Source organism: Oceanobacillus chungangensis (genome assembly GCF_003369565.1).
Taxonomy (GTDB): domain Bacteria; phylum Bacillota; class Bacilli; order Bacillales; family Amphibacillaceae; genus Oceanobacillus; species Oceanobacillus chungangensis.
The window spans coordinates 1-26,265 of sequence record NZ_PIOD01000001.1 but is presented as its reverse complement, the minus strand read 5'-3'; the positions used below and the strand labels follow the sequence as shown (position 1 = coordinate 26,265).

The window sequence follows — 26,265 nt, the reverse complement described above, 5'->3', positions numbered from 1 at the left end:
CTTAGTTGCAGCAATTCAAGAAGGCCCCAAGGTTTAAAATCAACCTTGGGGCCTTCCCTTCTTCTATGAGTCAAACGAATTCATTGGAACAATAATCCCATTCTTAGTCTTCCTTATATGTTAAAACTGGTTTTCTGGCTGCTGTTGCTTCATCCATACGTTTGACAATCGTATTATATGGCGCTTGCTGTACCTTTTCAGGATTAGTCTTCGCCTCTTCTGCAATAGCAAGCATGGCATCGATAAATCCATCTAAGGTTTCTTTCGATTCCGTTTCAGTTGGTTCAATCATAATCGCTTCTTCAACATTCAATGGGAAGTAAACAGTTGGTGGATGATAGTTAAAGTCTAATAAACGTTTGGCAATATCCAACGTGCGTACTCCCAATTTCTTCTGTATCTTTCCAGATAAAACAAATTCATGTTTACAATGCTGTTTATATGGCAAATCATATTCCTTTTCTAGTTTACGCATCATATAATTAGCATTTAAAACAGCATACTCACTTACTTTTTTAAGTCCTTCTGCACCCATTGTACGAATATACGTATATGCTCGTAAATAAATCCCGAAATTACCATAATATAGTTTTACTCGACCAATTGACTGCGGTCGATTATAGTCAAATTCATATAATCCATTATTTTTACTAATTACTGGCTTTGGTAAAAAAGGTGCTAATTCTTCTGATACACCAATAGGACCAGAACCTGGGCCTCCACCACCATGTGGGCCAGTAAAGGTTTTATGAAGATTTAAATGCACAGCGTCAAATCCCATATCTCCCGGACGTGTATATCCCATAATGGCATTTAGGTTAGCTCCATCATAATATAGCTTTCCTCCGACACCATGGATAATTTCCGCCATTTCCAAAATTTCTGTTTCAAATAAACCTAATGTATTCGGATTCGTTAACATCAATGCAGCTGTATCATCTCCAACAACACGTTTCAGATCCTCAATATCAACTAAACCCGTTTCATTCGTTTGCACTGTAACAGCTTCAAAACCAGCTACAGCCGCGGATGCAGGATTTGTACCATGGGCAGAATCAGGAACAATAACCTTCGTACGATTATAGTCGCCATTTGCTTCATGGAATGCTTTAATCATCATTAAGGCTGCCCATTCCCCCTGCGCTCCTGCTGCAGGCTGCAATGAAACTTCATGCATTCCAGTAATTTCTTGTAATGAAAGTTGTAAATCATATAACACTTCCATCGTACCTTGTACTGTTTTCGTATCTTGATACGGGTGGACATGACTAAATCCGGGAAGTCTTGCTACATCTTCATTTATTTTTGGATTATATTTCATTGTACAGGACCCTAGTGGATAAAATCCTGAATCTACCCCATAATTTCGATTGGATAACCCTGTAAAGTGACGCATGATTTCTAATTCACTTACTTCTGGTAAATTAGGTGCTGTTTTACGAATATAGGAATCGTCAAGTTCTTCCTCCAAATTAACTTCCGGAACATCTAATTCGGGCAAATTATAGCTCGTTCTGCCTTCTTTACTTCTTTCAAAAATGAATGGAAAGTCTTGATTAGCCATTGATATCCCCCAATTCTTTAACAAAAGCATCTATTTCTTCTTTTGTACGGATTTCTGTTGTAGCGATTAGCATATGGTTCTGGAGCTCTGGATATACAAGCCCTAAATCGTAACCTCCAATAATACCCTTTTCAAATAATTGCTCATTTACAGTTGAAACAGCTTTAGATAGTTTAACTACAAACTCATTGAAAAATGGTCCGCTAAAAGTTGGTGGGATATTTACTCTTTGTAATTGCTGTTTCGTGTATCTCGCCTTTTGCATATTAAGAACAGCCATTTCTTTTACCCCATTCTTACCAATCGAACTCATTGCAACAGAGCTTGCCAATGCATTTAAAGCCTGGTTTGAAGTAATATTTGAAGTTGCTTTTTCACGTTTAATATGCTGTTCTCTTGTCTGTAGTGTAAGTACAAAACCGCGAGCTCCGTTTTCGTCCTTCGTTTGACCTACCAGTCGTCCTGGTACCTTCCGCATTAACTTTTCTGTCGTTGCAAAGTAACCACAATGCGGACCGCCAAATTGTGCTGGTATACCAAATACTTGGGTATCACCGACAACGATATCAGCTCCAAATTCACCTGGTGGCGTTAAATACCCTAAGGAAAGCGGATTGCTTGAAACAATAAACATTGTTTTCTTTTGTTCTTTAATGAGTTCGTTAATTTGATCTAATGGCTCAATTTGACCAAAGAAATTTGGGTACTGAATAATGACACTTGCAGTATTTTCATCTAATTCTTTTTCTAATTGCTCTAGATTTGTTAGACCATCCTGAATATCAAGTTCAATAATATCCAGTTTCTTCCCTTTAGCCGCAGTCTCAACTAAAGCACGAGTTTCAGGATGTACCGCTTTCGAAATAAGAACTTTTTTCCTCTTTGTATGTGTCGTACTTAAATAGACCGACTCAACAACTGCTGTACCGCCATCATACAATGAAGAATTAACAACCGGCATTGCTGTTAACTCAGAAATCATCGTTTGGAATTCAAAGATAGCTTGCAGCTCCCCTTGTGAAATTTCTGGCTGGTATGGCGTATAAGCTGTGTAAAATTCAGATCTTGAAATTACATGATTTACAACAGATGGAATAAAATGATCATATACCCCAGCACCTAAAAATGAACGATAATCTTTCAAATTAGCATTTTTATTTGCCAGTTCTGTTAGTTCTTTCATTAATTGATATTCACTCGTTGGTTTCTTAAGGTTTAAGTCTCTTTTTAATCGAACGTCACTCGGAATGTCAGAAAATAATTCCTCAGTCGAGTTGACACCGATACTATCTAACATTTCCTGTTTATCGGTCTCTGTCATTGGCAAATAACGAAAATCCATAGCTCTCTCCCCCTATTTTTGGCGCTTGTAAAATGGTGTTTTAACAACAACAGCACGTAACTCCCTTTTACGTACTTGAATTGTTAATTCGGTACCTTCTTCAGCAAATTCTGTTTGTATCATTGCTAAGCCAAGGTTTTTCTCCAATGTTGGTGATTGCGTTCCTGAAGTGATATAACCAATCTCCTCCTGGTCTTTAAGCACAGCATAGCCATGTCTTGGAATACCTTTATCTATCATCTCAATACCAACTAGTTTTCTATTTGGTCCATTTCCTACTTGATTCTGTAAAACTTGTTTACCAATAAAATCAGCTTGCTTATTAATTTTCACTGCGAAACCAAGTCCTGCTTCTATTGGAGAAATATCCTTCGAAAGCTCTTGACCATACAATGCTAAATTAGATTCAAAACGAAGTGTATCTCTAGCACCTAGACCAATTGGTTCTAGTCCTTTTTCCTTACCAGTTTCCAGTAATAAATTCCATAGTTCAGGTCCTGCGGAAGGATCAATATAAATTTCAAATCCATCCTCACCTGTATAGCCAGTTCGAGACACAATTGCAGGCTTATCAATTGATGATAAAGCTACATTTTCAAAACGGAAGAATTTTATCTCACTAAGATTAGTGTCGGTTAAATTTTGTAATATTTCTTCAGATAGAGGGCCCTGTAATGCAAGCTGCGCATAATCTTTCGATACATTGTCAATTGTTACTTCTGCATCGCTATAATGATTGTTTTTAACTAGCCATTCATAGTCTTTATCTGTATTCGCAGCATTCACTACTAATAAGTACTCTTCCTCGTCTATCATGTAGACAACAAAGTCATCAACAGTACCACCATCTGGATAGCACATAAATGTATACTGGATGCGTTTTGGTGAAAGCTTAGCAACATCATTGGTAGTCATTTGCTGTAAGAACGCCAAGCTTTTTGGTCCTTTTACAATTATTTCTCCCATATGTGAAACATCAAATAATCCAGCTTTCGTTCTTGTTACTTCATGTTCATGTTTAATACTTGAAAATTGTACTGGAAGGTCCCAACCACCAAAATCAATTGTTTTTGCACCATACTTCTCATATTCAGAAAATATTGGTGTTCTTTTTAAATTGCTCATTCTTCCACTCCTTTGAATAAAATGATGAAGAAATGCATAAAAACAGAGATTCCTTTAATACTAAAGAAATCTCTGTCCTTCTACCAGAAAGTTGCATATTGGTTTCATACAAAAATAAAATGATACCAATACTTGCTTCGTAGGTGGTTTACGATATTCGTAAACACTCTCCAGAGTTGCGTCCTACAAGAGTCTTTTTGCCTGAGAGATTCGCTCTTCACTTGCTCCGTCGGCGTTACGCTATTCGTAAGCTCTCCCCTTGTAATCATCCGCTAAAATGAAATTATGATATTTGGTTATACTATGCATAGTATAAAAAATAACTCTATCTAAATTGAATAATATCATAATTTTTCGGATTGGTATAGGAAAATCCAAATTTTATTTCGAAGTAAAGGATGTATCATATGGATTCTATTCATGTTACGAAAGATTCTGCATTTATAGGTAATTTGGAAGAAAACTTAGATAAAAACGATGCCTTATCTTCATGGAAGTTATTCTCAATGGCATATGAAGCAGAATTAACACGAATATCACCTTCATTTACGGGACTTCGTGCACCAGAGCATTTGCCACACGTGACCTTTCTTGATCATCAATTAAAGGCTGCGGAGCAAGTAGTTGAAACAATGAACGGCAGGGCAATATTAGCGGATGAAGTTGGCTTAGGAAAAACAATTGAAGCAGGATTGATACTAAAGGAATATATGATTAAAGGAATGGTAAAAAATGCGTTAATTCTTGTTCCAGCCTCTCTTGTTAGTCAATGGGTGCAGGAGCTAAATGAAAAATTCTATATTCCTGCAGTTGCACATCGAAAAAATTATAATTGGGAACAAAATATTATTATCTCGTCAATTGATACAGCGAAACGTTCGCCACATCGAGAGGAGATACTTAAAGTTGACTATGACTTTATTTTAATTGATGAAGCACATAAATTAAAAAACCATAAAACTAAGAACTATGAATTTGTTCGTGCATTAAAGAAAAAATATTGCTTATTACTTACTGCTACACCGGTGCAAAACAGATTAGTCGAGATTTTCAACCTAATTTCAATCTTAAAACCAGGACATCTTGGAAACTATAAATCATTTCTAGAGAGGTATGGAAAGGATCGAAAAAAAGTAAAAGAAGACCAGTACCTAAAGCAATTAATTCAGAAAGTTATGATTCGAAATACGCGAATCAATACAGACCTTCAGGAAACGAAACGAAATATCCAATCGATTTGGATTGATTTTACAAAAAAAGAACAAGCGTTTTATGAATATCTAGATTCCAGCATGTCTTCTCATTCGACGTTTTCTAAGATTACCTTTTTAAGAGAGATTTGCTCGTCGCGTGAAGCTTGTTATATGTCATTAGAGAAAATTGGCGGAGAGAATACGAAGAATAGTCACATTGAAACCTTAATATCAAAAATAGAACAGCTGCCACATCATGTTAAAGCCCAGAAGGCAGTAGAATTAATTAAGAAGATTGGTGATGAAAAAGTTATTATCTTTACTGAATATCGTGCGACACAGCACTATCTTCAGTGGTATTTGCAACAGCATGGAATCACTTCTGTTCCTTTTCGCGGGGGTTTCAAACGCGGCAAAAAAGATTGGATGCGTCAGTTATTTCAAAATCATGCCCAAGTCTTAATTGCAACGGAAGCTGGAGGTGAAGGGATCAACCTCCAATTCTGCCATCACTTGATTAATTATGATCTTCCATGGAATCCGATGCGATTAGAGCAACGAATTGGTAGAATACACCGTTACGGTCAGAATCAAGATGTGATGATCTATAATTTTGCAATCAAAAATACAATTGAAGAACATATTATGACATTATTATATGAAAAAATTAATCTTTTTGAACAAGTGATCGGTAACTTAGATGCCATTTTGTCCGAATTAAATCTTTCAAATCTGGAGAAAGAAATCACAAAGATTTATGATGGCTCTACTTCCTCCGGTGAAGCGAAAATTAAGTTAGATAATTTATCAAGTATTCTTAAAGATACGATTGATCACCCCCAAAGCGAGGAGCAACATTATGGCTATAACTAACTTAAATCATTTCTTGCAGGATTATTTTATTGCTCATAATTGCGAAATTATGGATAATACAGATGGAATATTAACAGTCCAATTAACGGAAGAGATGGATCTAGCATTAATGAATCGCCCTTTTTACTGGCACTATATTAACAAAATGGGAAATGCAGGACAGCCATTACAACTAACCTTAATTACCAATCCGGATAAACGCGCTGAAAAAGGAGATTGGATTCATTTTGGCAGTCCACGTTTACAGCAAATCATGAATCATTTACAGGAGTATGAGCGGTACACGAAGTTGTTTCAAACGATTGATACAAGAACAAACACACCATTATACCCTTGGCTTGTAATCAATATGAAAATTAGTTTTCGAGGGAAACAAAAAAAGGACGATATACTTTCCATTGGACTACAATTAGTAAATGGAAAAATGAGATTAGATATGATGCGGTACTTGGAAACGATTCCTTTACAATCAACGATTTCAGATTATTGCTTTACAATTTCTCCACTTATAAAAATAAAAAGCGGCTTTTCCCGTATTGAATCGCTCGTACTAAATTACCTTGAAGATCAACCTAAGGATTGGGCCAAAGAATCATTGCTTGCCTTGAATGAGGAATTAGACACATTAAATCATTTCTATGAAGAATTGGAAGAGAATGAACAGATGGAAAAAGAACGAAATGAAATCAAAGAACGATATGAGCCTAATATAACGTTCCATGTTATTAATGGAGGTATATTTTATCTGAGTGAATAAATGGTGTTATGACCAGCACATTTTTAAATCCTTCTAATGATCGAATATTGTATAAAAAAGCGGAATAGCAGCATGATTCCTGCTATTCCGCTTTTTTACGCATAACTCTTAATGCAAATGGTAAAACACCTAGCCAATGATTCGCGTAGATCGATGGATTCTTTTGTTCTAATTTACGTTTTTTTCTTTCCTCCATAGGTAATTCCATATAGGTTACTATTTGCTGTGTCATAAATTTTACATATTCATTACTTTTCATTTAGCCACCTCTAATAATCAGACATTCAACCTACATCATCTTTATTATTTACTTAAAGGAAAAAAATATTCTTGCTTTTTCTACAAATATTTTTCATAAAAAGAAGGAGTTAATAAAAACACGTCGAATTAAGTAATCATAGTGAAATAACATCAAGGAGGTGACACTACTTGAACCCCACATCAACACTATCGAAACGACTACTTCAAGCCGCGATTGAACATCATGCAACAGACCTCCACTTCTATCCATTTCCAAAGCAAACCGATATTTACTTCCGAATACATGGAAAACGAAAACTCTTCAAGCAAATAAAAACAGAACAATACCAACTATTATTAACATTTTACAAATTTACTTCTGGAATGGATATTGGGGAAAGTCGCAAACCACAAAATGGAACGTTAGCGCACTATGAAAAGTCCAATCTATATTCATTACGCTTATCTACACTTCCTGTCAACCAGAGGGAAAGCCTCGCTGTACGAATCCTCCCACAAACAGAGAATGTTGCACTAGAAAATTTATTTTTATTCCCAGCCCAATTTAAAAAACTAAAAAAGTGGATTTCTAAACGTGCTGGCTTAATTTTGCTGACTGGGCCCACAGGAAGTGGGAAAACGACAACAATGTATGCATTATTACAGGCTATTTTACAAGAGGAATCATATCAGACAATAACATTGGAAGATCCCATTGAAAAAGAAATAGACGATATTTTACAAGTACAAGTTAACGAAAAGGCAGGAATCACCTATCAGACTGGATTGAGGGCCGCATTAAGACATGATCCGGATATTCTAATGATTGGTGAAATTCGTGATAAATACACGGCGCAATTTGCATTTGAAGCTGCTTTAACAGGACATCTTGTACTAAGTACACTGCACGCTAAAGATACCCTCGGAACCATTCATCGTTTACAGGAAATGGGGATCGAACAAATTTTTTTAGAGCAGACACTCATCGCTATTGCATCCATCCAATTAATACCTTTAACAATTAACAAAAAAGAACAACGCGCTGCAGTACTCGAACTTCTAGACGAAACCCAGCTAAAAGATGCACTGAAAGGAGTTGATATTCGTAAATCTATTCCGTTCCAATCATTTTATCATTTAAGAAAGAAGGCATTTGCTTATGGATTTATTTCTGAGGAGACCTTTCATCATTCATAAGAAAAAACTTCCGAAAGAAATTCAGCTCCGCTTCTTGAAACGATTGCATCGCTTATTAGAAAATGGCTACCCATTATTAGAAGCGATGGAAACAATGAAATGGGATAAAAGTTTGCAACCAATAGCAACCCATATAATCACCTCCTTGCAAAATGGCATGACAATTGATCGAGCGTTCGAAAAAGCAAGGTTTCATCAGGCCATTACCAACTACTTGTATTTTGTACAGGCAAATGGTGATTTGCAAGGCAGCATAATGAAAAGTATCGAAATGTTTGAACAACGAATGAATTATACGAAGAAATTTCAGCAAATGGCAAGGTATCCACTAATATTATTTATAATCTTTTCATTGCTACTCTTATTTATCAAACAGTCGGTCCTCCCTTCCTTTATGGAAATGTTTCAATCAAATACCAATGCATCTTCTATCATCGTTATCTCGATTATTCTAATTGACCTTTTCATGACAGGCCTAATTGCGATAGGAATATTAGGTATGATAGTGTTCGCAACATGGCACCTTATGAAACACCGAATTTCTATTGTACACCAAATAAAAATATATCAATCAATCCCAATTTACCGAAGCTTCATAAAAGCCCAAACCTCCTACTTTTTTGCACTTCACTTTAGTTCCCTTTTAAAAACTGGTATGTCCTTCAAAGAAATTCTACAACATATGGCAAATCAACAAAAAATACCCATTATCACCTATTACGCAACTTTAATTAGCGCTGAATTATCAAGAGGACTACATATTACGTATCTCCTCTCACAATTCACGTTATTTGAGGAACAGCTAGTATCTATTTTCCAAAAGAATGCGGATACTAGCGCATTGGAGAAGGATTTATCGGTTTATGGCGACTTACTTATGGAGGATATTGAAGATAAATTAATGAAATTCATCACCTTTTTACAACCAGTATTCTTTATTTTACTAGCACTTTTTATCGTCTTCATCTACGTAACACTGATGTGGCCGATGTTTGAGTTAATAAATACAATTTAAAAGGAGCAAATAAAATGTTAAATAATAATCGAGGCTTCACATTGATTGAAATGTTAATTGTACTAATGATCATTACAGTTCTAATTATCCTGATTGTTCCAAATTTAAGTGGAAGAAGCGCAGATGTTAATGATAAAGGATGTGAAGCTCTTGTCGCACTTGTACAGTCACAAGCAGATGCATATTTTATTGAATCAGGATTAACAGCAACAGACATAAGTACGCTAGTTCCTAATTATATTACAGACAAACAAACAACATGTCCTAATGGAAATGAATTGAGTATTACAAATGGAAAAGTTAGCCTATAAATGGTTCGTAACAAATAAGAAAGGCTTCACACTATTAGAAATGCTAATTGTTCTTTCTATTTTATCTGTAATGCTTTTATTCATTGTACCTATAAATAAAAGCAATATCGAGAAAGTACAAACAACAAAATTTATTGAACAGCTTGAATTCGATATGTTAATGATTCAAAACCTTAGTACAACAGTCGATGATTCATTTAGTATCCGTTTCTATAACGATCGTTACAGCATTCTACAAGGTTGGAAACCAGCTTTTGCCATAAGAAAGTACCCCCCTGGATTTCAAATAGATTTTAAAAACAAAGATACGATTGTATTTAATAAATACGGGAGCATTATTAACCCTCGAAAGATCAAAATAAATGTGGGTGAAAAAGATTTTGACATTGTCTTCCCTCTTGGAAAAGGGAGGTTTTACATCAATGAAGAATAATGGATTCACTATGATTGAAGTTATCGTTGCATCAGTAATTCTATTTTCCGTGATCACTACTATCATTCCAATTGTTTCAACGGTGGAAAAAGAACAAAAAGTATTAAGTGATCGCCGGATTATGATTCACACCTTACACGATGAGTTGCAGTCATTCATAGTAGGAAATCCATTGCGGAAGCCGACGGAGCATATAAAAGAAATTAATCGGAGGCAGGCAGTATTCCGCTTCTCAACGGAAAGTGATTATATAAAGGGATGTGTGAATTGGGAAAATGTTAGAAAAAGAAAAGAGACCATCTGCTTATTTGGAATATATGCTACATGAACGTGGGTTTACTTTTGTCTCAATGCTATTCGCGATTACAATCCTTTTCATCACACTGCCGTTCACAGGATATCTGTTAAATGGAACAACGAATACATCAAATTATGAACAGATTTCTGTTTATCAATTTTTCCAATTCCTCAGAGATGAAGTAATTAGATCTACTGATATTTCTATTACTGATGGAAAACTACAATTACTGCAAAAGATAAATAATAAGCCTGCAATCACAACCATAGAAAAATATGATTCACTTATTCGCAGACAAGTAGATGGAACTGGTCATGAAATATTTTTGTTCGATGTAAAAGAACTAACATTTATCCATGACCCTATTGGATTCTTAATTAGGGTTACAACTTTACAAGGGAATGCGTATGAAAAAAGAATTGTATTTTATGAATAACGAAAAAGGTTTCTTCTTGCCATATGTTTTATTTATTACCGCAGTCGCTTTCATAATCGTAACAACAAATATAACAATGTACCGGAATGATCTTCAGCTTACTGAAAATCAAATCGAACAAGTAAAGATTGAAACATTATTCCAAATGCAGCGAGAGCAATTCAAACAAGAGATTAAGAAATATGGGATACCTAATACTGATACAATTTATCATTTTCCTGATGGGATAGTGAAAATTACAATCATTAGAAGCATAAATCAAACGCATGAGCTGAATATCTCAATTTTAACGAATAAAAACCATCGCTATACAATAATTAATACATTGACTACGAGCGACAAGCACCCCATCAGAACAAATAAAGTTTTTAAAAAATCAATCAATAGTTTTTTAAAACTAAATTACATCGAGTAACATAATTGAAAAATAGATTGCTCTGCCGCTCCAGACTGAACTACTTTTCATGAAAAGCGACAGTCAGGAGCGGAAATCCACATTGCAGACCTGGACTTAAACGATAGCTCTTATCACTCGCAATCATACAAACACCTTTGACAATCAACCTATAAATTTGCACTTTTACAGCAAATCTTGCAATTGTAAATGGTGTTTCATTTACAATATTAAGTTACTCATATATAATTATTGTGATAACGCTATCTAAATACAAAGGGGGGGAAAAGAAATGGATCGTGTGTTTCGTATGCTTGGCTTTTGGACTAGTATTTTTACAGTCATGTTTTACGTAGGTGATATGATCCCAGCAGCAATATTATCCCTAGTACAAACAGTATTTTTCCTTACATTGGGTTATTTGAAATTATCTGAGAGGATGTATATGTATTTATTCGGTGCCTACCTTACAGTCTTCATGGTTGGTTTCACATGGTATTCAGAATTTATACTTGTACCTGGATTCGGTCATTAAAATCTAATGCCAAAGCGCCCGCTTAACGACGTAAAATTACATCCCAATAGGTCAAGGAATGCTTCCATTAGAAGCAGAAAAAGGGTTTACCTAAAGTAGTTCGAGAATGTCATACGATGTGACGAATTTGATCGAACATTCCTTGCTCAGGAAGTATGGCCAGTCGATTCTGACTTATCTTGTCAAGTCGTTAGAAAAATCTCGCTGGGCGTCGGGGCTGGACTTGGCATCTCCTCTTACGATTTATGGCTATTCAAGACCAAAAAAAGACTCTGTAAATGGGCAAATTGCAGTGTCTTCACTGTCCAATGAAATATTATTTTTTTACAAATCGATACACTTGATTGTAACTATTATTGCTCGACAAGAACAGTCGATTGCTATACAATAAGTATAGAATAGTTATATACATATGAATAGTGAATCAACTTGAAAAGAAAGCGTTTAAGGAGGCATGAAATTCATGCATATTGTCTTAGGGATTGTATTTCTTGCGGTTGCTTTGCTTGCCGTAATATCTGTCATTCGTCAGCTGAAATATAAAAATCTTTTTGCACTTGCTTTTTCAGCCATTACAGCATTAGCGTTTGGCTTTTTCTCAATAGCAACTATTATTTCTGAGATTACTGGCTAGTAAACATATGCTACACAAAAAGGCTATCCATTATTGGTTAGCCTTTTTTGTCAAAATTAATAAAGCGAAACAAGTCACCGTAAATCAAATCATCTGAAAGTTTTAATTCAGTTTTTACCTTCTCGTTTATTTTATTACACGCATTTAATAGTGTATGCTCTCTTTCTGGAATAACGTAATCTTTTTTCTCTGTCACATCTATCTGTTCCCCTGTTTCAATTAAATAACAGCTTCCATTTGTGTAAATGAACTCTTCTGAAATAAAGTCACCATTTCTCAATGCAATATAGCCTTTCCGATTATCAGCAAATAAATCATTTCCAAACTGAATATCATATCCTGCATCAATACCAAGTAAATTAAGTAAGGTTGGCTTGACGTCGATTTGTCCAGTAACTTCAGAAATAACCTTTCCATTTCCATTGCCAGGAATATGTACGATAAACGGAACACGTTGCAGTTCTAGCTGATCGATTGGTGTAATCTCATCTTTGTCTAGATACATACTCAGAGCTTCATTATGATTAGCGCTAATTCCTATATGGTCACCCATAATTACAAATATCGAATTCTCATATAGCCCTGTTTCCTTCAACTTTTCGTAGAAATCTTCAAGCGCTTCATCCATGTAGCGAACAGCTGGAAAATAGTTATTTAGAATATCTGAGTTTGAATGATATGGTTCTATTGATTTATCTGCTTCATCCATATCAAATGGAAAATGATTCGTTAAAGTGATAAATTTCGCATAAAATGGTTGTTCTAATGATTGTAGATAAGGGATGGATTGCTCAAAGAAAGGTTTATCCTTTAAACCCCAGCCGATTGAATTATCTTCTGTTACATCAAACGCTTCTTCTGAGTAGAAATAATCAATACCTAAGCTTTCGTACATTTGCTCCCGATTCCAAAAGCTTTTATTGTTGGAATGAAAGACATAAGATTCATAGCCTTCATCATCAATAATTTCTGGAATTGCATTAAAGTCGTTACCGCCATGGGTGAAGAACACCGCTCCTCTATCTAGTGGATATAAAGAATTTTCTACTAAAAACTCAGAATCAGCTGTATTGCCCTGGCCAGTTTGTTCATAAAAGTTATCAAAGTAATAAGTATCTTCATCGTTAATTAGTCGATTTAAAAATGGAGTTACCTCTTCCCCATTCACCTCGTTATGAATCACAAATTGTTGTAAAGATTCTGCATTAATAAAGATAATATTTTTGTTCTTTGCAGCGCCATACAAGTTAGAATTTTCATCTTGTTTCACATTCTCTTCGATATACTCTTGAACATCCAGCAGTTCATTTCCATCTGCAAAAGCACGTCTGCTCTCTGCTTTAGAATGTGCGATAATATCATAAACATGATAGTTAAATAGTCCAACACTTCTAACTAAATATTCTCGATCAAATCCACGTGTGAATAATTGCGGGCGGGACGACTCGGCAATTAGGAAATTCGTTGCTATTAATAATAACGATAAAGTCAATGTAGCTGCTTTTCTTCTACGATTGTAAGTAACGGTTAATGTAGAAATATTCTTCCTACTCCATATCCAAATGAACAATACATCAGTAAATAGAAATATGTCATAGATTTTTATTAATGTGAGAATACTAGATCCTAAGTCTGCCATATTACTACCTTGAAATAATTGCGGAAGCGTAATGAAGTCATCAAATTGACGATAAAATACTAGATTTGCAAAAATGATAAACGATGCAATGAGTGCACTGTACCGAATATATTTCAGCTGTTTTTCATCTGTTTTAAACCAAACACTGATAGCAAAAAGTAAAAATGCGGAAACAAAAGGGTTGATAAATAATATAATTTCTTGCAAAAAATTATCGAGTTCAATTGCAAACATAAAGCGATAGACTAGATAAGTCTTCAAACCAAATAGTACCGTAGCTATTGCATATAATGGTAATCTGGTTGACTTAAGCTCCATACAATATTTCCTCCTATAAATTTGTGCTTCACTGTTAATTATCGAAATTCAACAATACCATTAGCTAATATTTATTATAATTATTAATTAATGTAGATAAAGGATGATTTTTCAATCATCCTTTATCAGATTACTATAGTTTCATTTTAACAGCTACTAACTATGACGAATAATGCGTATAAAAAGTTTCATTTTCCGACAATAAATTACAAGTATTATTGCTTAAGCTTTTGTTTGACAAGATATGCTCCACCAATAATTCCAGCATCATTGCCTAATTTAGCAATTCTAATCTCACAAGCCTCTTGGATTCTAGGAAGTGCATATTTTTCAAATGCAGTTGTAATCTTTGTTAACAAATGGTCTCCAGCTTTAGAAACACCCCCACCGATTAATACCTTTGATGGATTGATTATTGTACACATATTAGCAATCGTTAACCCTAAAATTTCCATAGTGTTATTTACGATTGCTTCACAACCTTCATCACCTTCACTTGCTAAATCAAAAACATCCTTCGCTGTTAATTTCCCATTTTCCTCGTAGAATGCCGCAATGCTGCTATTACCATTATCGTTTATGTAGTCCATCGCCTGTCGAACAATACCAGTTGCAGACGCAATGGTTTCTAAGCATCCTTTACGTCCACAATTACATGAATACCCATTCGGATCAATTGTAATATGGCCAATTTCACCAGACATGCCATTCTCACCATTCAATGCCTTCCCATTGGCAATTATCCCTCCACCTACACCGGTCCCGAGCGTAATCGCAATCATATTATCAGCCTGTTCACCGGCTCCTAACCAGTTCTCACCTAGCGCAGCTAAGTTAGCATCATTTTCCACAAAGACTGGTAGACCAGATTTTTCTTTTAATTTCTGTGCCAAATCAAAGTCCTTCCAGCCTATATTAACAGCTACATAAACATACCCTGTTTTCGCTTCAATAAATCCTGGCGCCCCAACACCTAATCCAAGGATCGTTTTATTTTTTATATCTACTTGATCTAATTGTGCTTTTATCGAGTTCCAAATATCGTCTATGATTCCATTCCCTGCATTTGCTAAGTTTGTTGGAATCTCCCATTTCTTTAAAATTTCTCCTTGAGAATTGATAAAGCCAAGTTTCACTGCCGTCCCACCAATATCAATTCCAACTAGTATCTCTTCATTCATGCTTAACACCCCTTCACTTATATAACCTAGTTTTTTCTTTTCTTAAAATAAGCCTTGCTTGGAGATATTGTTCATTTTCAATAAATCGCATTTTAAATAAATCTTCAATCTCCATCACCATTAACTCAAGATCCCCAATCCGATCACCACTATAAATAAAGGTACCGAATTTCTTAAGTATTTGTTGCACATCATAAACATTTTTCATTACAATCACCACAATTATTATACCAACGATTGTATAAATAAGATATTCTTATTCATACTTTCATATAAGAAAAAGATTAACAAAAAATACTTATCCTCATTCTTTTACTGGTTCACCAGTTATTAATTCATAGAGTTCAGCAAGTCCTTCAAGCTTAGGATTCAACTCATATGCTAGAATAATATTATCCTCTGCTTTCTCCAATTCCTCTGTATTATAGTAAAGGATCGCTAGATTATAATAAGACTCTGGAAGCTCATCATAGGTCAGACTCTTCTCAAGATCATCAATAGCTAAATTAATTTTGTTTAACTCAATATAAGCATAAGAACGATGGAATAACAGTGCTCCTTGTAAATCCCCAGGTAAACCTAGTCCTAGAGTTGTTGATTCAATAACATCCTGATAGTTTTCTTCCTGTATTGAATTTTCCGCAACCATCAAGTGGTATGCCTGATTTTGATTATTATTTTCATATCCTAAAATAACGATACCGACAAATAATATCATATATACACTTACAGCTAATAATTGTTTGTTAATACTACCTTTCTTAGGAAGATATACAATTGCAGAGGCAATAAACCCTGCTACAAGACCACCTATATGTGCAGCCATGTCAATTTGTTGAACGAATAAACCGAAGATCAGATTAATACCAAGGATTAATAAAATGTTATATCCCATCGTCTGAAAGAAAATCTGCTTGTAAATCAATCCAAAGAATAATAAAGCGCCAAACAATCCAAAGATGGCACCTGAAGCACCTGCTGATATATTTACAGTAAAAGCTAAACTCGCAAGTCCCCCAACGATTCCAGCCAGAAAATAAATGATTAGGAAACGAAAGCGTCCATAAATTCGCTCCACAACTGTTCCCAAGTAATATAATGCTAGCATATTCATGATTAGATGTAGAAAACCAATATGTAAAAATGTTGCACTGATTACTCGCCACCACTCATTATTTTCTAAAATTGCTGGATTATATTTGGCACCATATTCAATTAAGGTAGCAGTTGCAGTACTTCCACCGTTCATTTCTAATAAAATAAACAGAATAATATTAATCACAATTAGAAAATACGTAAAAAATGGTTTGCTTCTCGAGAAAATATTTTGAAATTCCTTTTTCTTCTGTTGAAACAACTCGATTACCTGATTCTTCATTTCCTTAACAATATTTTCCTTCTCTGATTCGTCAGCATTATTATTAATCGTAATGGGCTGGTCACAAGTATCAGATTGTAACCGATCAATCTCCTGATGAATATTTCCTTGGTCTAAGTAGTATACCTTCATCTTTTTTGGGCGTTTATCATTCAATTGCATTGGCTTTTTCAGTCTTTCCCAGTCATCAACTGGAGCATTAGTTGCAACATAGACATTATGTAATTCAATATCTTTCCCTTTTATCATTCGCTGCATATTGTGTACCGTTTGGAAAACTTGCGCAATATCTTTTCGTAAGTGATTTTGCCAGTCAAATCCTTTATGGACAAGTCGGATAATTGTTGATTTCTTATTTGCATACTTCTCCAACCAAATTTCGTCTGCATGTTCATTTATTGTAAGGATCTCAAACTGTTCCTTTCTTAAGAAATGAATTGCAATTTGATATAAAGTATATTGCTCATTTAAAAACATATGTCACCTTCCCTTCCTATCATGATAACAAAGTTGTGACAATTGTTACATTTATAAGGTATCTATAACAAGATTATGGATACCATTAGGACTTCGCTGTATTCTAAAGTGAACAGACAATAAAATATAAAAATAAACTCTTATCCGATAATAAGATAAGAGTTCATTTATGGTTACTATTTCGTTTCACGATGTAAAGTATGTTTTTTTAGACGTGGGCTATATTTCATAAGCTCAATACGTTCAGGATTATTACGTTTGTTTTTCTTCGTAATATAATTACGGTCTCCTGTTTCAGTACAAGCAAGAGTAACGTTTACGCGCATGGTTTTCCCTCCAAACTATTAAATCTAACGATGTAAAATTTTAAATAATTCTGATTGTCACCATAACTCCAAGTGACGTTCGCAGTATCTTCTATACAAATTGATACTTTCTAAACAGCATAGAAAATGATCTACAGACTTTTATTATAATAGCAGAGTTTTTTAAAACAATCAACAATCAGTTACAATTATTTTAAGGTTTTCTAACACTAGAATCTATGGTATAACTATTAATGGAGAATAAAATAGGAGGGAAACGAATGATTTATGCAGTAATTACAATCATTGTAGTAGCTGTCGTCTTATTTATAATATCATTTTTTATGAATGATAGATTAGAAGAACTCGAACGTCAAGTGGAGCAACTATCGATGACAAACATGAAAGATACATATCAAATGCAAAAGAAAATTAAAGTACTTGAAGAAGAATTATTACCAAATGATCTAGCTGAAAATTTTACTAGAAAATAATAATTGTTCCTGAAGACTATGAAATCTATCTAGGATAATTAATGAATAAATGAGGGAAAACAGAAATGAAAAAAACCATCCGTACATTCGCCATCGGTTTGTTTACTGCTGGAATCATTATGGTTATTGGTATATTTTTCTTTGATTCTAATTCCAATACACTGGATGAATTATCAGCTGAAGAAATGATTCCTTTAATTAAGGAAGATGGTTACCATGTATTAACTAGTGACGAATATATTTCTTTATCCGTTAAGAGCGAAAATATCAACACTGATTCTGAAGAAAAAGCTGAGAATGAAGCAACTGACAAAAAGGAAGTTACTAAGACTAAAGAACCTGTGAAAGAAGAGACAGAAAAAACGCAAGCCGCAAATCAAAGCAAGAAGGAAAAAGCAGAAACAAAAGAAGAAACTTCAACTCCAGAGAAAAAGCAAGAAGAAAAAATCATTAATTATACATTGAATATTGAGCCAGGTATGCCTGCATCTACCATCACTTCCGTACTGGCTGATCAAGGAATTATTGATGATGCTAGTGAATTTAATAATTATTTAGACGAACATGATTATACACTTAAAGTTAGAATGGGAACACATAAGGTAACTAGTGCCATGAGTTTTTATGAACTAGCAGAAGCAATTACAAAATAAGCTATAGGGTAGATAAACGTTTTCTACGTTTCTACCCTATAGCTTTTAGTTTAGATTGAAATTTTCACCTTTTACTAAGTATAAAATACTTTCACCAATATTTGTGATATGGTCCGCGAATCGTTCTACATACCGACCACAGTATGATACCTGCATAACAAATTGAATTTTATCAGGATTAGTTGCTGTTTCACCAAGTAGTTCACTAACAACTTTTTTATACAATTTATCGACTTTATCATCCATCTCTGCAAGTTTCCCTGCACTGACAATGTCTTCTTTCTGGAAAGCAAGAATAGCAACTTCTAGCATTTCCATCGTCATTTCCTGCATTTTTCTTAACCCCTGCGGAAGCATTGACGTATTTTCTCCTAAATGAATCGTCGATCTAGCAATATTCTTCGCATTATCAGCCATTCTCTCAATATCTGTTACAATTCGTAAGACGATGATAATTCTACGAAGATCGGTTGCAACTGGCTGTTGTTTTGCAATAAGTAGGATTGCTTTATTATTAATATCTAATTCTTTACGATCTATTTTACTGTCCTCTTCAATGATACGTTTTGCTAAATCAGAATCTTGATTATATAGTGCTTCAATTGCATCTTGCAATGCTTTACCTGCATCTCGCGCAAGTTCAATAATACTCTTATCTAGTTCTTCAAGTTCTTGTTGGAATTGATCACGTGTAACCAATTTGGTCAGCCCCTTCAATATTTATTCATTACAATCTCCATACTTTTCAACTCATTAATGTATTAAACTATATGATATAGCTTATCACAGAAAATATAGAATTGGAAATAATACTAATTTAACGAAGAAAAAGGCCTAAATAGTTTAGACCTTCACTTCTTATAATTCCTCATCTTGTTCAGTATCAGTACCTTCGTCAAGAATACCGCCATTTTCTTTCATTTCAAAATAGGTATCAAGTATTCTTTCACCGATCAGATTATTTATTTGATGCTGTTGTGTTACGATTCCCAGACCCGGCACAACGACAGCAAAAGCGACTTCCGGATTTTCAAACGGTGCGTAGCCCACTAATGTGCGGTTTTCTGTATCTATCTTAACACCATTTTCATATCTTTCTGTTTCCGCTGTACCTGTTTTCCCTGCTGATGTGTAATCTTTATCATTAAAGAAGCTTACTGCTGTACCACGGTCAGAATGGAAAACTCTGCGAAATCCTTCCTGAATCCTTTCGATATTTTCCATTTCAATTTTGTTCAGCACCTTTGTACCATAACTTTGATAAATTGGACCAATTTCTTCTTTGGAACCAATTGGTTCACGTATTTCTTTCAGGAAATGCGGCTGTACGCGATAGCCGCCATTTGCAATTGTTGAGATGTATTGTGCAAGCTGCATCGTTGTATACGTATCATACTGTCCGATAGCAAAGTCCAATAGGTTCCCTGCCAGTGGATCAGGTCCAACATAGCCAGTTGCTTCATAAGGAAAATCAATACCTGTTTTAACCCCTAGTCCAAATTGCCAGAAGTAGTTGCGCATTTGTTGAAATGCTTGAACATCTAATGATGTTTTGCTTCCATTTGGATATGGATTGCGGTAGTCTCCACCCATTCTTAGCGCAATATAGAACATGTATACGTTTGATGACATCTTTAATGCATTCAAGTCATCAACGGCTCCAAGGTTGTCCCATGACCCTTTCCATGGTCCGCCTTGACCTATTTGAATCGGTCTGTCATAAAACGTTTGTCCGGGCGTAATAACTCCTGATTCATACCCTGCAAGTACTGTTGCACCTTTGATAGCAGATCCCGGCTCAGTCGCATTATACAATGTTCGATAATCCTCATTCGCATATTCCCCTGTTTCGCGATCATAATGCTGCCCGCTTATTGCTAAGATTTCGCCATTCTGCGGGTTCATTACAACAGCAAGTGCATCTTCGAGGAAACGGTTTTGATATGGAAACTTATTGATAGCGGTTTGTAATTCCTCTCTTACAATCTTGTCTACTTCTTCCTGGAATTCCATGTCTATTGTTAGTACGAGGTCTTTCCCACGTTGCCCTTCAACAATGGTCTTTGAATCAACAACAACCCCATTCTTCGTTGTGGTATACTCAATTTGTTCTTTTCTTCCTCTTAGAATATCCTCGTAAAATTCTTCTAGACCACTCTTGCCAACACGATCATTCCTGCTGTAGCCTCTCGTTAAATAATATTGCTCCTGTTCAGCTGGAATCCCCTCTTTTTGTGTTGTGATAGAGCCGATTATACTTCTGATTGTCCCATCATAAACGTAATTGCGATTCCAGTCGGTTGTTGCATTAATTCCTGGCAATATACTAAGGTGCTCGGATACTTGTGCATACTCTTCTGCAGTTACACCCTCATTTTTAACAATTTGCGGTGTTAACGAAAATGCCTTATCCAATTCCCGTTTAATTGCGATAACTTCTAATTCCTGTTTGGAGAAATTGGCTATCTCTTCATCGGTAATTAAATCGATTGTCGCATTATAAACCTCTCCATTGTCCATATCGGCCTTAGCCTCAGTTGTTAATCGCTCATCTACTTCCTTTTTATTCTTTTTATTCAATAAATAGAAGTATTCCCTTTTATCTCGATCTGTCACTTTATCTAGATGTTCCTCACTATCCATTGAGATATATTCAGCTAATTTCTTTGAAACAGCAAGTCGTTCTTCCGCCTGGGTACCTTTTGCAGGGGTATACGTAATCGAGTATACCGGCTCATTATCAACAACAACATTATAATTCCTATCATAAATTTTCCCTCGTGGTACAGGAATTTTAGTCGTGTCCTGTATCGTACGGTCAATTTCTTCCTGATAAGCTTCCCCATTTAAAATTTGCACAACTCCCAACTGTAAAATTAATACAGAAAACATGAGAAAGATAGCAAAAAACAGTAAATTTATACGGAATGGGAGTTGTTTTTTCTTCTTTTTTTTCTTCTTGTCAACCAATGGTTCTCCCCCACTTCAAGATTCTAATCCAATTCCTTACGTATTAAATTTTACCATATTTAGCGATCTTTTTCGTCTGTTATTTGATCTTTTATTAAGATTTCTCTTTTTTTGTGACTTCCTAATGAAATATTCTTTACGTATAGGTAAATGAATAGATGTGCTGATCCCAATACAACTAATAGGATTGGAATCACTTTTACTGCAGTAAAGAGATGCACCAGGACGATAAAGATTACAATCGAGATGATTCTGCCAACATTAAGAAATAATTCGCGCACAACGATATATTCTATTCGTAATTCCTTAGCATTACGTGCATGACCGATTACATCATATGTCAATGAAACGTAAGGCACATTTATAATTGGATATGCAATCCCAATAAAAACTGCATATACAATTAGAAAGATGAAGTCAATCGGAAATAGGAAAATGAAGCTGGAAATGCTAAGCAGGATAGAACCAATCAGGACTGCCTTTTTCCGTGCGGCAGGTTTAATATATTTTGTAGCAAAAAAATATAGAACAATGGATATTCCAGAAAGAAATAAATTGAATATCCCTAAAGCAAATTCACTTTGTGTTAGCACAAACACCCAGATCGAAATAACAAATGCAAAGACTCCTTCACGTAGCCCTTGTAAAAAGTGCGCATGCAATATTCGTTTCCAATTCTTATTATTTTTCCGCTCTTTTAATACTTGGAAAAATTGGTAGCTTCCTTCTGCACTTCTTCTTTTCAGCAGAAAGCTAATTGCTACAGAACAAATAAACAAGATTAAAGAAATTGTGAATATTGTTGTATATCCTACATTTGCGTTCATATTGGAAATAATAATCCCTGCTAATAATGGACCAATCATTCCGCCAAACGATTGTAAAATTCCTAAAAATCCGTTGAAGAAATCTCTTGTATCTGGCTCAGTGATTTCAAAAGTTAATACGTTAAATGCCAACCAATAAAAACCATACCCTATTCCGAGCAGGCTCCCTAACAAGAAGTTATAGGTTGAAGCATGATTACCAATTAACAATACACTTAAGAAAAATAAAGCTAAAAAAATAACTCCTAATCGAAGAACAATAATGCGATCAACTCTTTTAGCAAACCTTCCAGCAACAATAAAGGTCATCGCTTGAAAAATATAAGTTGCTAAATTATAAAGAGCAATGGTTATATAATCCCCCGACTGCTTCCATATGTAAATATTTACAAATGTATTAGACAGAAAAATGCCTAGAGCGTATAATCCGCCAATAACTAATAATAATAGTAAATCTCGATTCATACTCATTTTGTTATTAATAAATTTTCGAATTGCCTGCATACAACTACTCCTTTTACTATCCTTTAGTGTGAACAGTTGAGTGTTAGATATGCAAAAAACACGCGAAAGATTCGCGTGTTTTTTAGGCTCATTATCATTACTGTATTATTTAGCTTCGTTATAGTTGTTAGCAACTTGATCCCAATTAACTACATTCCAGAATGCTGAGATATAATCTGGGCGTTTGTTTTGATAATTTAAGTAGTACGCATGCTCCCATACATCAAGACCTAACAAAGGTGTTTTACCTTCCATAAGTGGTGAATCTTGATTTGGTGTGCTTGTTACTTCGAGTTGGCCATTATTAAGAACTAACCATGCCCAACCTGAACCAAAACGAGTTGTAGCAGCTTTTGCAAATTCTTCTTTAAATGTATCAAAGCTACCGAATTTCGCATTAATTTTCTCAGCTAATTCGCCAGTCGGTTCTCCACCACCGTTTGGAGATAGAACTTTCCAGAAAAGACTATGGTTAGCATGTCCCCCACCATTATTACGTACTGCAGTACGAGCGCTCTCAGGTACAGCGTCTAAATTACTAATTAAATCCTCTAGAGATTTATCTTGAAGATCAGCTAAACCTTCTAATGCACCATTTAAGTTAGTAACATACGTATTGTGATGTTTCGTATGATGGATGTTCATTGTTTCTTTGTCGATTGTTGGTTCTAATGCGTCATATGCATATGGTAATTCAGGTAATTCAAATTTTGCCATGAATATTCCTCCTCAAATGATAATGTAAGGGATTTATCACCCTTTAATATGTAGATTATCACTGCTGGCTACTAGTTGCAATTTATTTGCTCTAAATCCAAATAAAACGAAGAAATTTGTTGGATATTAATGAAAATGTTCAATGATACCTTACCATAGCTGTGGAAGCTCACTTCAAAATTTAAGGGTTCTAGCTAATCCCACGACGCAAAATTAAAGCTAAACAAATCATTTTACTACCGGACGAAGAATATCCAGAAAACAGCAGTGCAGCATTTCATCTGACTCTCACTACTAACCGATCGATATAAATACTGTTAAACAAATAAAAAAACAAGCAAGCTGCTTGTTTTTTAAATGATGGCGCGAGACGGAATCGAACCGCCGACACAAGGATTTTCAGTCCTTTGCTCTACCGACTGAGCTACCGAGCCATATAAATTAATAATTGCTTTGCTAGTCCTACTTTAGAAATCTATGGAGGAGGTAGAGGGATTCGAACCCCCGCGCGGTTTGACCCGCCTGTCGGTTTTCAAGACCGATCCCTTCAGCCGGACTTGGGTATACCTCCGAGTTTTTATGATGGACCCTGCAGGACTCGAACCTGCGACCGATCGGTTATGAGCCGATAGCTCTAACCAACTGAGCTAAGGGTCCTTATTAAAAATGTTATGGGGCGATCGATGGGGATCGAACCCACGTGTGCCGGAGCCACAATCCGGTGCGTTAACCACTTCGCCACGACCGCCATAATCATTATTAAATTGGTAGCGGCGGAGGGGATCGAACCCACGACCTCACGGGTATGAACCGTACGCTCTAGCCAGCTGAGCTACGCCGCCAATTTGGCTCCACAGGTAGGATTCGAACCTACGACCGATCGGTTAACAGCCGATAGCTCTACCACTGAGCTACTGTGGAAAAATAATTATGATTGGTAATTCAATTTGGAAACATTTGTTTGCTTTGAATAATTAGCAACAAAATCTAATTTATCATGTTCTTCAATATCTGTCAACACTTTTTTATTTTTTTATTTTCTTTTAAAAACTTGATTATGTATGAAGCGTCCGAAGCGACAATAGTTATATTATCATCTTCAAAACAGAAAATCAACATAAATTTTACAATTAAGCTAAATTTATTTAAAAACAGACTGATTTCTATAAATTCTTGGTCACTTATGTTATTTCTTCTCGAAAAAAATGATCATTCCACACATTGAGAATGATCGCTTTTACATGCTATTTTTTATCGTAACTTCTCCACTAATATCTTTGTTCCATCTACTTGAACAACACGGATCCTGCTATTACTTTCAATCCATTGTCCGTCAGATACGGCACTATAGTCCTTATTATCAATTCTAATTGTACCAACTGGTCGCATGTTATTTAATGTAACTCCAGTTTGGCCAATTAACAACTCGTAATCCATATTCATGGAATTATATCCTGCTTCCGTTGTTAATTGATCATTTAGTGCAAGTTTCGTCCACATCTGCCTTTTCTTGAATACTTTCAGGAATAGGAACGAGGCAGCTCCTCCAATTAAAACACCTAGTACCGAATATAAACCCGCTGTAAAATTAGGTGAAGCAAGTGCAACGGCAGTTAACATAATGACCAAGCCTATCGTCGCTAAAGTACCATCATTTAAGACTTTACCATCAATAATTATAAGTAATAATCCGACGAAATATAAAATAAGCATAATGATAAAGGAACTTGATTCGAGGTATGCACCAAAATAAACAGTAATAAAGCCTATTCCCAAAATACCGAAAATACCGCGTGCATTAACTAATACTTCACCAATTAAAAATAAAGTTCCAAGTCCAGTGATCACAAAACCAATCCAAACCAAATCAAAAATTTCCAAATGAACACCTCCCTATGTCAGTAATACGTATTCATTTCATAATAAGTTTCAAAAAAGGAGAATATTATTATTTTATGAAACGATTAATAATCTATATGCTATTTATTTTATTATGTATAAGTATTTATAAAGACTTATCGATTAATGGTACATCAAGTCCAGAAAATGCTAGTCTTTTTGAACAATCTCCTCAATCTAATTATACTATAACGCAAATAAAAATCACTATTGGTGATACAGTTTTATCTGTAATAGAGGAAATTAATTTTGATAATAATAATCAGTTAGATATACCGATGATAATGGCTGACTTCAAACAATTAAACCCAACAGCAGATCCCTTTCACTTAGAACCTAATACATTCTATTATTTTCCTTTATACAAGTATTAGAAAACTAAGGTTTAACTAATCCTTTAGGTGACAGCCTTAGTTGCACTTATGTAGTAATACAATTGGAATAAATTACTACAAACTAAAAGAGACTGAATAAAGGTACCGACCCCCGAAAGTTAGAGTAGAAAATCTAACTTTCGGGGGTGTTTTTATGGTCAAATATAGTGAAGAATTTAAAA

At 35.0% G+C, this 26,265-nt stretch carries 28 protein-coding genes, 6 tRNA genes and 1 riboswitch; of the genes, 14 read left to right on the top strand and 20 right to left on the bottom strand.

The window, feature by feature from the left end:
• Positions 1-103 precede the first annotated feature (103 nt).
• The 3 genes from gcvPB to gcvT are packed head-to-tail and all read right to left on the bottom strand — an operon-like array spanning position 104 to position 4,031.
• Complete coding sequence (gcvPB, locus tag CWR45_RS00170) at positions 104-1,564, bottom strand: aminomethyl-transferring glycine dehydrogenase subunit GcvPB (protein WP_115747775.1); 1,461 nt, start codon at positions 1,562-1,564, stop codon at positions 104-106.
• A complete protein-coding gene (gene gcvPA, locus CWR45_RS00165; protein ID WP_115747774.1) occupies positions 1,557-2,906 on the bottom strand; it encodes an aminomethyl-transferring glycine dehydrogenase subunit GcvPA in 1,350 nt (449 codons plus the stop codon). The genes gcvPB and gcvPA overlap by 8 nt, the downstream gene beginning before the upstream one ends.
• Positions 2,907-2,918: 12 nt before the next feature.
• Positions 2,919-4,031, bottom strand: coding sequence for a glycine cleavage system aminomethyltransferase GcvT (gene gcvT, locus CWR45_RS00160; RefSeq protein ID WP_115747773.1), 1,113 nt, complete (start codon positions 4,029-4,031; stop codon positions 2,919-2,921).
• A gap of 179 nt (positions 4,032-4,210) precedes the next feature.
• A riboswitch (glycine riboswitch) is annotated at positions 4,211-4,300 on the bottom strand.
• A 138-nt stretch (positions 4,301-4,438) separates the two neighbouring features.
• Between gcvT and CWR45_RS00155 the strand changes: the two genes are divergently transcribed.
• Positions 4,439-6,097, top strand: coding sequence for a DEAD/DEAH box helicase (locus tag CWR45_RS00155; RefSeq protein WP_115747772.1), 1,659 nt, complete (start codon positions 4,439-4,441; stop codon positions 6,095-6,097).
• Entirely contained in the window at positions 6,084-6,854 is a 771-nt protein-coding gene (locus CWR45_RS00150; protein ID WP_115747771.1) for a YqhG family protein, read from the top strand. The genes CWR45_RS00155 and CWR45_RS00150 overlap by 14 nt, the downstream gene beginning before the upstream one ends.
• An 82-nt stretch (positions 6,855-6,936) precedes the next feature.
• Here the strand turns inward: CWR45_RS00150 and CWR45_RS00145 are convergent, their stop codons facing one another.
• Positions 6,937-7,113: a YqzE family protein gene (locus CWR45_RS00145; RefSeq protein ID WP_115747770.1), complete on the bottom strand. Its 177-nt coding sequence runs from the start codon at positions 7,111-7,113 to the stop codon at positions 6,937-6,939.
• Between the two features lie 170 nt (positions 7,114-7,283).
• Between CWR45_RS00145 and comGA the strand changes: the two genes are divergently transcribed.
• The 9 genes from comGA (at position 7,284) to CWR45_RS00100 (ending at position 12,347) form a co-directional block, all read left to right on the top strand.
• Positions 7,284-8,291 carry a competence type IV pilus ATPase ComGA gene (gene comGA, locus CWR45_RS00140; protein WP_115747769.1) on the top strand — a complete coding sequence of 336 codons (1,008 nt, stop codon included), beginning with the start codon at positions 7,284-7,286 and terminating at the stop codon, positions 8,289-8,291.
• The gene (comGB, locus tag CWR45_RS00135) at positions 8,254-9,306 is read left to right on the top strand and encodes a competence type IV pilus assembly protein ComGB (protein ID WP_115747768.1); all 1,053 of its coding nucleotides are present in this window, start codon (positions 8,254-8,256) and stop codon (positions 9,304-9,306) included. The genes comGA and comGB overlap by 38 nt, the downstream gene beginning before the upstream one ends.
• Positions 9,307-9,320: 14 nt before the next feature.
• Complete coding sequence (comGC, locus tag CWR45_RS00130; RefSeq protein WP_115747767.1) at positions 9,321-9,617, top strand: competence type IV pilus major pilin ComGC; 297 nt, start codon at positions 9,321-9,323, stop codon at positions 9,615-9,617.
• Positions 9,598-10,050 carry a competence type IV pilus minor pilin ComGD gene (gene comGD, locus CWR45_RS00125; RefSeq protein ID WP_115747766.1) on the top strand — a complete coding sequence of 151 codons (453 nt, stop codon included), beginning with the start codon at positions 9,598-9,600 and terminating at the stop codon, positions 10,048-10,050. The genes comGC and comGD overlap by 20 nt, the downstream gene beginning before the upstream one ends.
• Positions 10,040-10,378 (top strand): type II secretion system protein, encoded by a 339-nt coding sequence (locus tag CWR45_RS00120; protein WP_170138755.1) that lies wholly within the window; start codon positions 10,040-10,042, stop codon positions 10,376-10,378. Before comGD ends, CWR45_RS00120 begins: the two co-directional genes overlap by 11 nt.
• Complete coding sequence (locus CWR45_RS00115; RefSeq protein ID WP_115747764.1) at positions 10,326-10,784, top strand: competence type IV pilus minor pilin ComGF; 459 nt, start codon at positions 10,326-10,328, stop codon at positions 10,782-10,784. The genes CWR45_RS00120 and CWR45_RS00115 overlap by 53 nt, the downstream gene beginning before the upstream one ends.
• Entirely contained in the window at positions 10,756-11,199 is a 444-nt protein-coding gene (locus CWR45_RS00110; protein ID WP_115747763.1) for a hypothetical protein, read from the top strand. The genes CWR45_RS00115 and CWR45_RS00110 overlap by 29 nt, the downstream gene beginning before the upstream one ends.
• A gap of 271 nt (positions 11,200-11,470) precedes the next feature.
• On the top strand, positions 11,471-11,713 hold the full coding sequence (locus tag CWR45_RS00105) for a DUF2626 domain-containing protein (protein ID WP_115747762.1): 243 nt from the start codon (positions 11,471-11,473) through the stop codon (positions 11,711-11,713).
• 463 nt (positions 11,714-12,176) lie between these two features.
• On the top strand, positions 12,177-12,347 hold the full coding sequence (locus tag CWR45_RS00100) for a DUF2759 family protein (protein WP_205317600.1): 171 nt from the start codon (positions 12,177-12,179) through the stop codon (positions 12,345-12,347).
• Between the two features lie 37 nt (positions 12,348-12,384).
• Here CWR45_RS00100 and CWR45_RS00095 read toward each other — a convergent pair whose 3' ends face one another.
• The 5 genes from CWR45_RS00095 to rpmG all read right to left on the bottom strand — a co-directional run bounded on the left by CWR45_RS00095 (position 12,385) and on the right by rpmG (position 17,666).
• The gene (locus CWR45_RS00095; RefSeq protein WP_115747760.1) at positions 12,385-14,304 is read right to left on the bottom strand and encodes an LTA synthase family protein; all 1,920 of its coding nucleotides are present in this window, start codon (positions 14,302-14,304) and stop codon (positions 12,385-12,387) included.
• Between the two features lie 215 nt (positions 14,305-14,519).
• A complete protein-coding gene (locus CWR45_RS00090) occupies positions 14,520-15,485 on the bottom strand; it encodes an ROK family glucokinase (protein WP_115747759.1) in 966 nt (321 codons plus the stop codon).
• Between the two features lie 13 nt (positions 15,486-15,498).
• A complete protein-coding gene (locus CWR45_RS00085; protein WP_115747758.1) occupies positions 15,499-15,693 on the bottom strand; it encodes a YqgQ family protein in 195 nt (64 codons plus the stop codon).
• Positions 15,694-15,789: 96 nt separating this feature from the next.
• Positions 15,790-17,340: a rhomboid family protein gene (locus tag CWR45_RS00080; RefSeq protein WP_115747757.1), complete on the bottom strand. Its 1,551-nt coding sequence runs from the start codon at positions 17,338-17,340 to the stop codon at positions 15,790-15,792.
• Between the two features lie 176 nt (positions 17,341-17,516).
• Positions 17,517-17,666, bottom strand: coding sequence for a 50S ribosomal protein L33 (gene rpmG, locus CWR45_RS00075; RefSeq protein WP_114916753.1), 150 nt, complete (start codon positions 17,664-17,666; stop codon positions 17,517-17,519).
• A 260-nt stretch (positions 17,667-17,926) separates the two neighbouring features.
• Here rpmG and CWR45_RS00070 point away from each other — a divergent pair, with 260 nt between their 5' ends.
• Positions 17,927-18,139, top strand: a complete 213-nt coding sequence (locus tag CWR45_RS00070) for a hypothetical protein (RefSeq protein WP_115747756.1) — start codon at positions 17,927-17,929, stop codon at positions 18,137-18,139.
• 65 nt (positions 18,140-18,204) lie between these two features.
• Entirely contained in the window at positions 18,205-18,792 is a 588-nt protein-coding gene (locus tag CWR45_RS20005; RefSeq protein ID WP_245975299.1) for a hypothetical protein, read from the top strand.
• A 45-nt stretch (positions 18,793-18,837) separates the two neighbouring features.
• Here CWR45_RS20005 and phoU read toward each other — a convergent pair whose 3' ends face one another.
• The 11 genes from phoU to CWR45_RS00010 form a co-directional block, all read right to left on the bottom strand.
• Positions 18,838-19,491 carry a phosphate signaling complex protein PhoU gene (gene phoU, locus CWR45_RS00060; protein ID WP_115747754.1) on the bottom strand — a complete coding sequence of 218 codons (654 nt, stop codon included), beginning with the start codon at positions 19,489-19,491 and terminating at the stop codon, positions 18,838-18,840.
• A gap of 159 nt (positions 19,492-19,650) precedes the next feature.
• The gene (locus CWR45_RS00055; protein WP_245975298.1) at positions 19,651-21,762 is read right to left on the bottom strand and encodes a peptidoglycan D,D-transpeptidase FtsI family protein; all 2,112 of its coding nucleotides are present in this window, start codon (positions 21,760-21,762) and stop codon (positions 19,651-19,653) included.
• Positions 21,763-21,821: 59 nt separating this feature from the next.
• Entirely contained in the window at positions 21,822-23,093 is a 1,272-nt protein-coding gene (locus CWR45_RS00050; protein ID WP_115747753.1) for an MFS transporter, read from the bottom strand.
• 105 nt (positions 23,094-23,198) lie between these two features.
• Positions 23,199-23,810 carry a superoxide dismutase SodA gene (gene sodA, locus CWR45_RS00045; protein ID WP_115747752.1) on the bottom strand — a complete coding sequence of 204 codons (612 nt, stop codon included), beginning with the start codon at positions 23,808-23,810 and terminating at the stop codon, positions 23,199-23,201.
• 361 nt (positions 23,811-24,171) lie between these two features.
• Positions 24,172-24,244: transfer RNA gene (locus tag CWR45_RS00040), tRNA-Phe, on the bottom strand.
• A 44-nt stretch (positions 24,245-24,288) separates the two neighbouring features.
• Positions 24,289-24,381 (bottom strand) — tRNA-Ser (locus tag CWR45_RS00035).
• Positions 24,382-24,393: 12 nt separating this feature from the next.
• Positions 24,394-24,467, bottom strand: a tRNA-Ile gene (locus CWR45_RS00030).
• Between the two features lie 15 nt (positions 24,468-24,482).
• Positions 24,483-24,558, bottom strand: a tRNA-His gene (locus tag CWR45_RS00025).
• A 17-nt stretch (positions 24,559-24,575) separates the two neighbouring features.
• A tRNA-Met gene (locus CWR45_RS00020) sits at positions 24,576-24,652 on the bottom strand.
• Positions 24,653-24,656: 4 nt separating this feature from the next.
• Positions 24,657-24,731: transfer RNA gene (locus CWR45_RS00015), tRNA-Asn, on the bottom strand.
• Between the two features lie 330 nt (positions 24,732-25,061).
• Positions 25,062-25,691, bottom strand: a complete 630-nt coding sequence (locus CWR45_RS00010) for an NfeD family protein (RefSeq protein WP_115747751.1) — start codon at positions 25,689-25,691, stop codon at positions 25,062-25,064.
• A gap of 74 nt (positions 25,692-25,765) precedes the next feature.
• Between CWR45_RS00010 and CWR45_RS00005 the strand changes: the two genes are divergently transcribed.
• Positions 25,766-26,083, top strand: coding sequence for a hypothetical protein (locus CWR45_RS00005; RefSeq protein WP_115747750.1), 318 nt, complete (start codon positions 25,766-25,768; stop codon positions 26,081-26,083).
• Positions 26,084-26,265 lie beyond the last annotated feature (182 nt).

Bases quoted from the DNA above. Each gene is read 5' to 3' on its own strand.
- comGB (WP_115747768.1), top strand. From the start codon at position 8,254: ATGGATTTATTTCTGAGGAGACCTTTCATCATTCATAAGAAAAAACTT.
- CWR45_RS00120 (WP_170138755.1), top strand. From the start codon at position 10,040: ATGAAGAATAATGGATTCACTATGATTGAAGTTATCGTTGCATCAGTA.
- CWR45_RS00090 (WP_115747759.1), bottom strand. From the start codon at position 15,485: ATGAATGAAGAGATACTAGTTGGAATTGATATTGGTGGGACGGCAGTG.
- gcvT (WP_115747773.1), bottom strand. From the start codon at position 4,031: ATGAGCAATTTAAAAAGAACACCAATATTTTCTGAATATGAGAAGTAT.
- sodA (WP_115747752.1), bottom strand. From the start codon at position 23,810: ATGGCAAAATTTGAATTACCTGAATTACCATATGCATATGACGCATTA.
- CWR45_RS00070 (WP_115747756.1), top strand. From the start codon at position 17,927: ATGATTTATGCAGTAATTACAATCATTGTAGTAGCTGTCGTCTTATTT.
- CWR45_RS00105 (WP_115747762.1), top strand. From the start codon at position 11,471: ATGGATCGTGTGTTTCGTATGCTTGGCTTTTGGACTAGTATTTTTACA.
- gcvPB (WP_115747775.1), bottom strand. From the start codon at position 1,564: ATGGCTAATCAAGACTTTCCATTCATTTTTGAAAGAAGTAAAGAAGGC.
- rpmG (WP_114916753.1), bottom strand. From the start codon at position 17,666: ATGCGCGTAAACGTTACTCTTGCTTGTACTGAAACAGGAGACCGTAAT.
- CWR45_RS00050 (WP_115747753.1), bottom strand. From the start codon at position 23,093: ATGCAGGCAATTCGAAAATTTATTAATAACAAAATGAGTATGAATCGA.
- comGC (WP_115747767.1), top strand. From the start codon at position 9,321: ATGTTAAATAATAATCGAGGCTTCACATTGATTGAAATGTTAATTGTA.
- CWR45_RS00115 (WP_115747764.1), top strand. From the start codon at position 10,326: ATGTTAGAAAAAGAAAAGAGACCATCTGCTTATTTGGAATATATGCTA.
- CWR45_RS00100 (WP_205317600.1), top strand. From the start codon at position 12,177: ATGCATATTGTCTTAGGGATTGTATTTCTTGCGGTTGCTTTGCTTGCC.
- CWR45_RS20005 (WP_245975299.1), top strand. From the start codon at position 18,205: ATGAAAAAAACCATCCGTACATTCGCCATCGGTTTGTTTACTGCTGGA.
- gcvPA (WP_115747774.1), bottom strand. From the start codon at position 2,906: ATGGATTTTCGTTATTTGCCAATGACAGAGACCGATAAACAGGAAATG.
- CWR45_RS00155 (WP_115747772.1), top strand. From the start codon at position 4,439: ATGGATTCTATTCATGTTACGAAAGATTCTGCATTTATAGGTAATTTG.
- CWR45_RS00085 (WP_115747758.1), bottom strand. From the start codon at position 15,693: ATGAAAAATGTTTATGATGTGCAACAAATACTTAAGAAATTCGGTACC.
- CWR45_RS00080 (WP_115747757.1), bottom strand. From the start codon at position 17,340: ATGTTTTTAAATGAGCAATATACTTTATATCAAATTGCAATTCATTTC.
- CWR45_RS00145 (WP_115747770.1), bottom strand. From the start codon at position 7,113: ATGAAAAGTAATGAATATGTAAAATTTATGACACAGCAAATAGTAACC.
- CWR45_RS00110 (WP_115747763.1), top strand. From the start codon at position 10,756: ATGAAAAAAGAATTGTATTTTATGAATAACGAAAAAGGTTTCTTCTTG.
- comGD (WP_115747766.1), top strand. From the start codon at position 9,598: ATGGAAAAGTTAGCCTATAAATGGTTCGTAACAAATAAGAAAGGCTTC.
- CWR45_RS00005 (WP_115747750.1), top strand. From the start codon at position 25,766: ATGAAACGATTAATAATCTATATGCTATTTATTTTATTATGTATAAGT.
- CWR45_RS00150 (WP_115747771.1), top strand. From the start codon at position 6,084: ATGGCTATAACTAACTTAAATCATTTCTTGCAGGATTATTTTATTGCT.
- CWR45_RS00095 (WP_115747760.1), bottom strand. From the start codon at position 14,304: ATGGAGCTTAAGTCAACCAGATTACCATTATATGCAATAGCTACGGTA.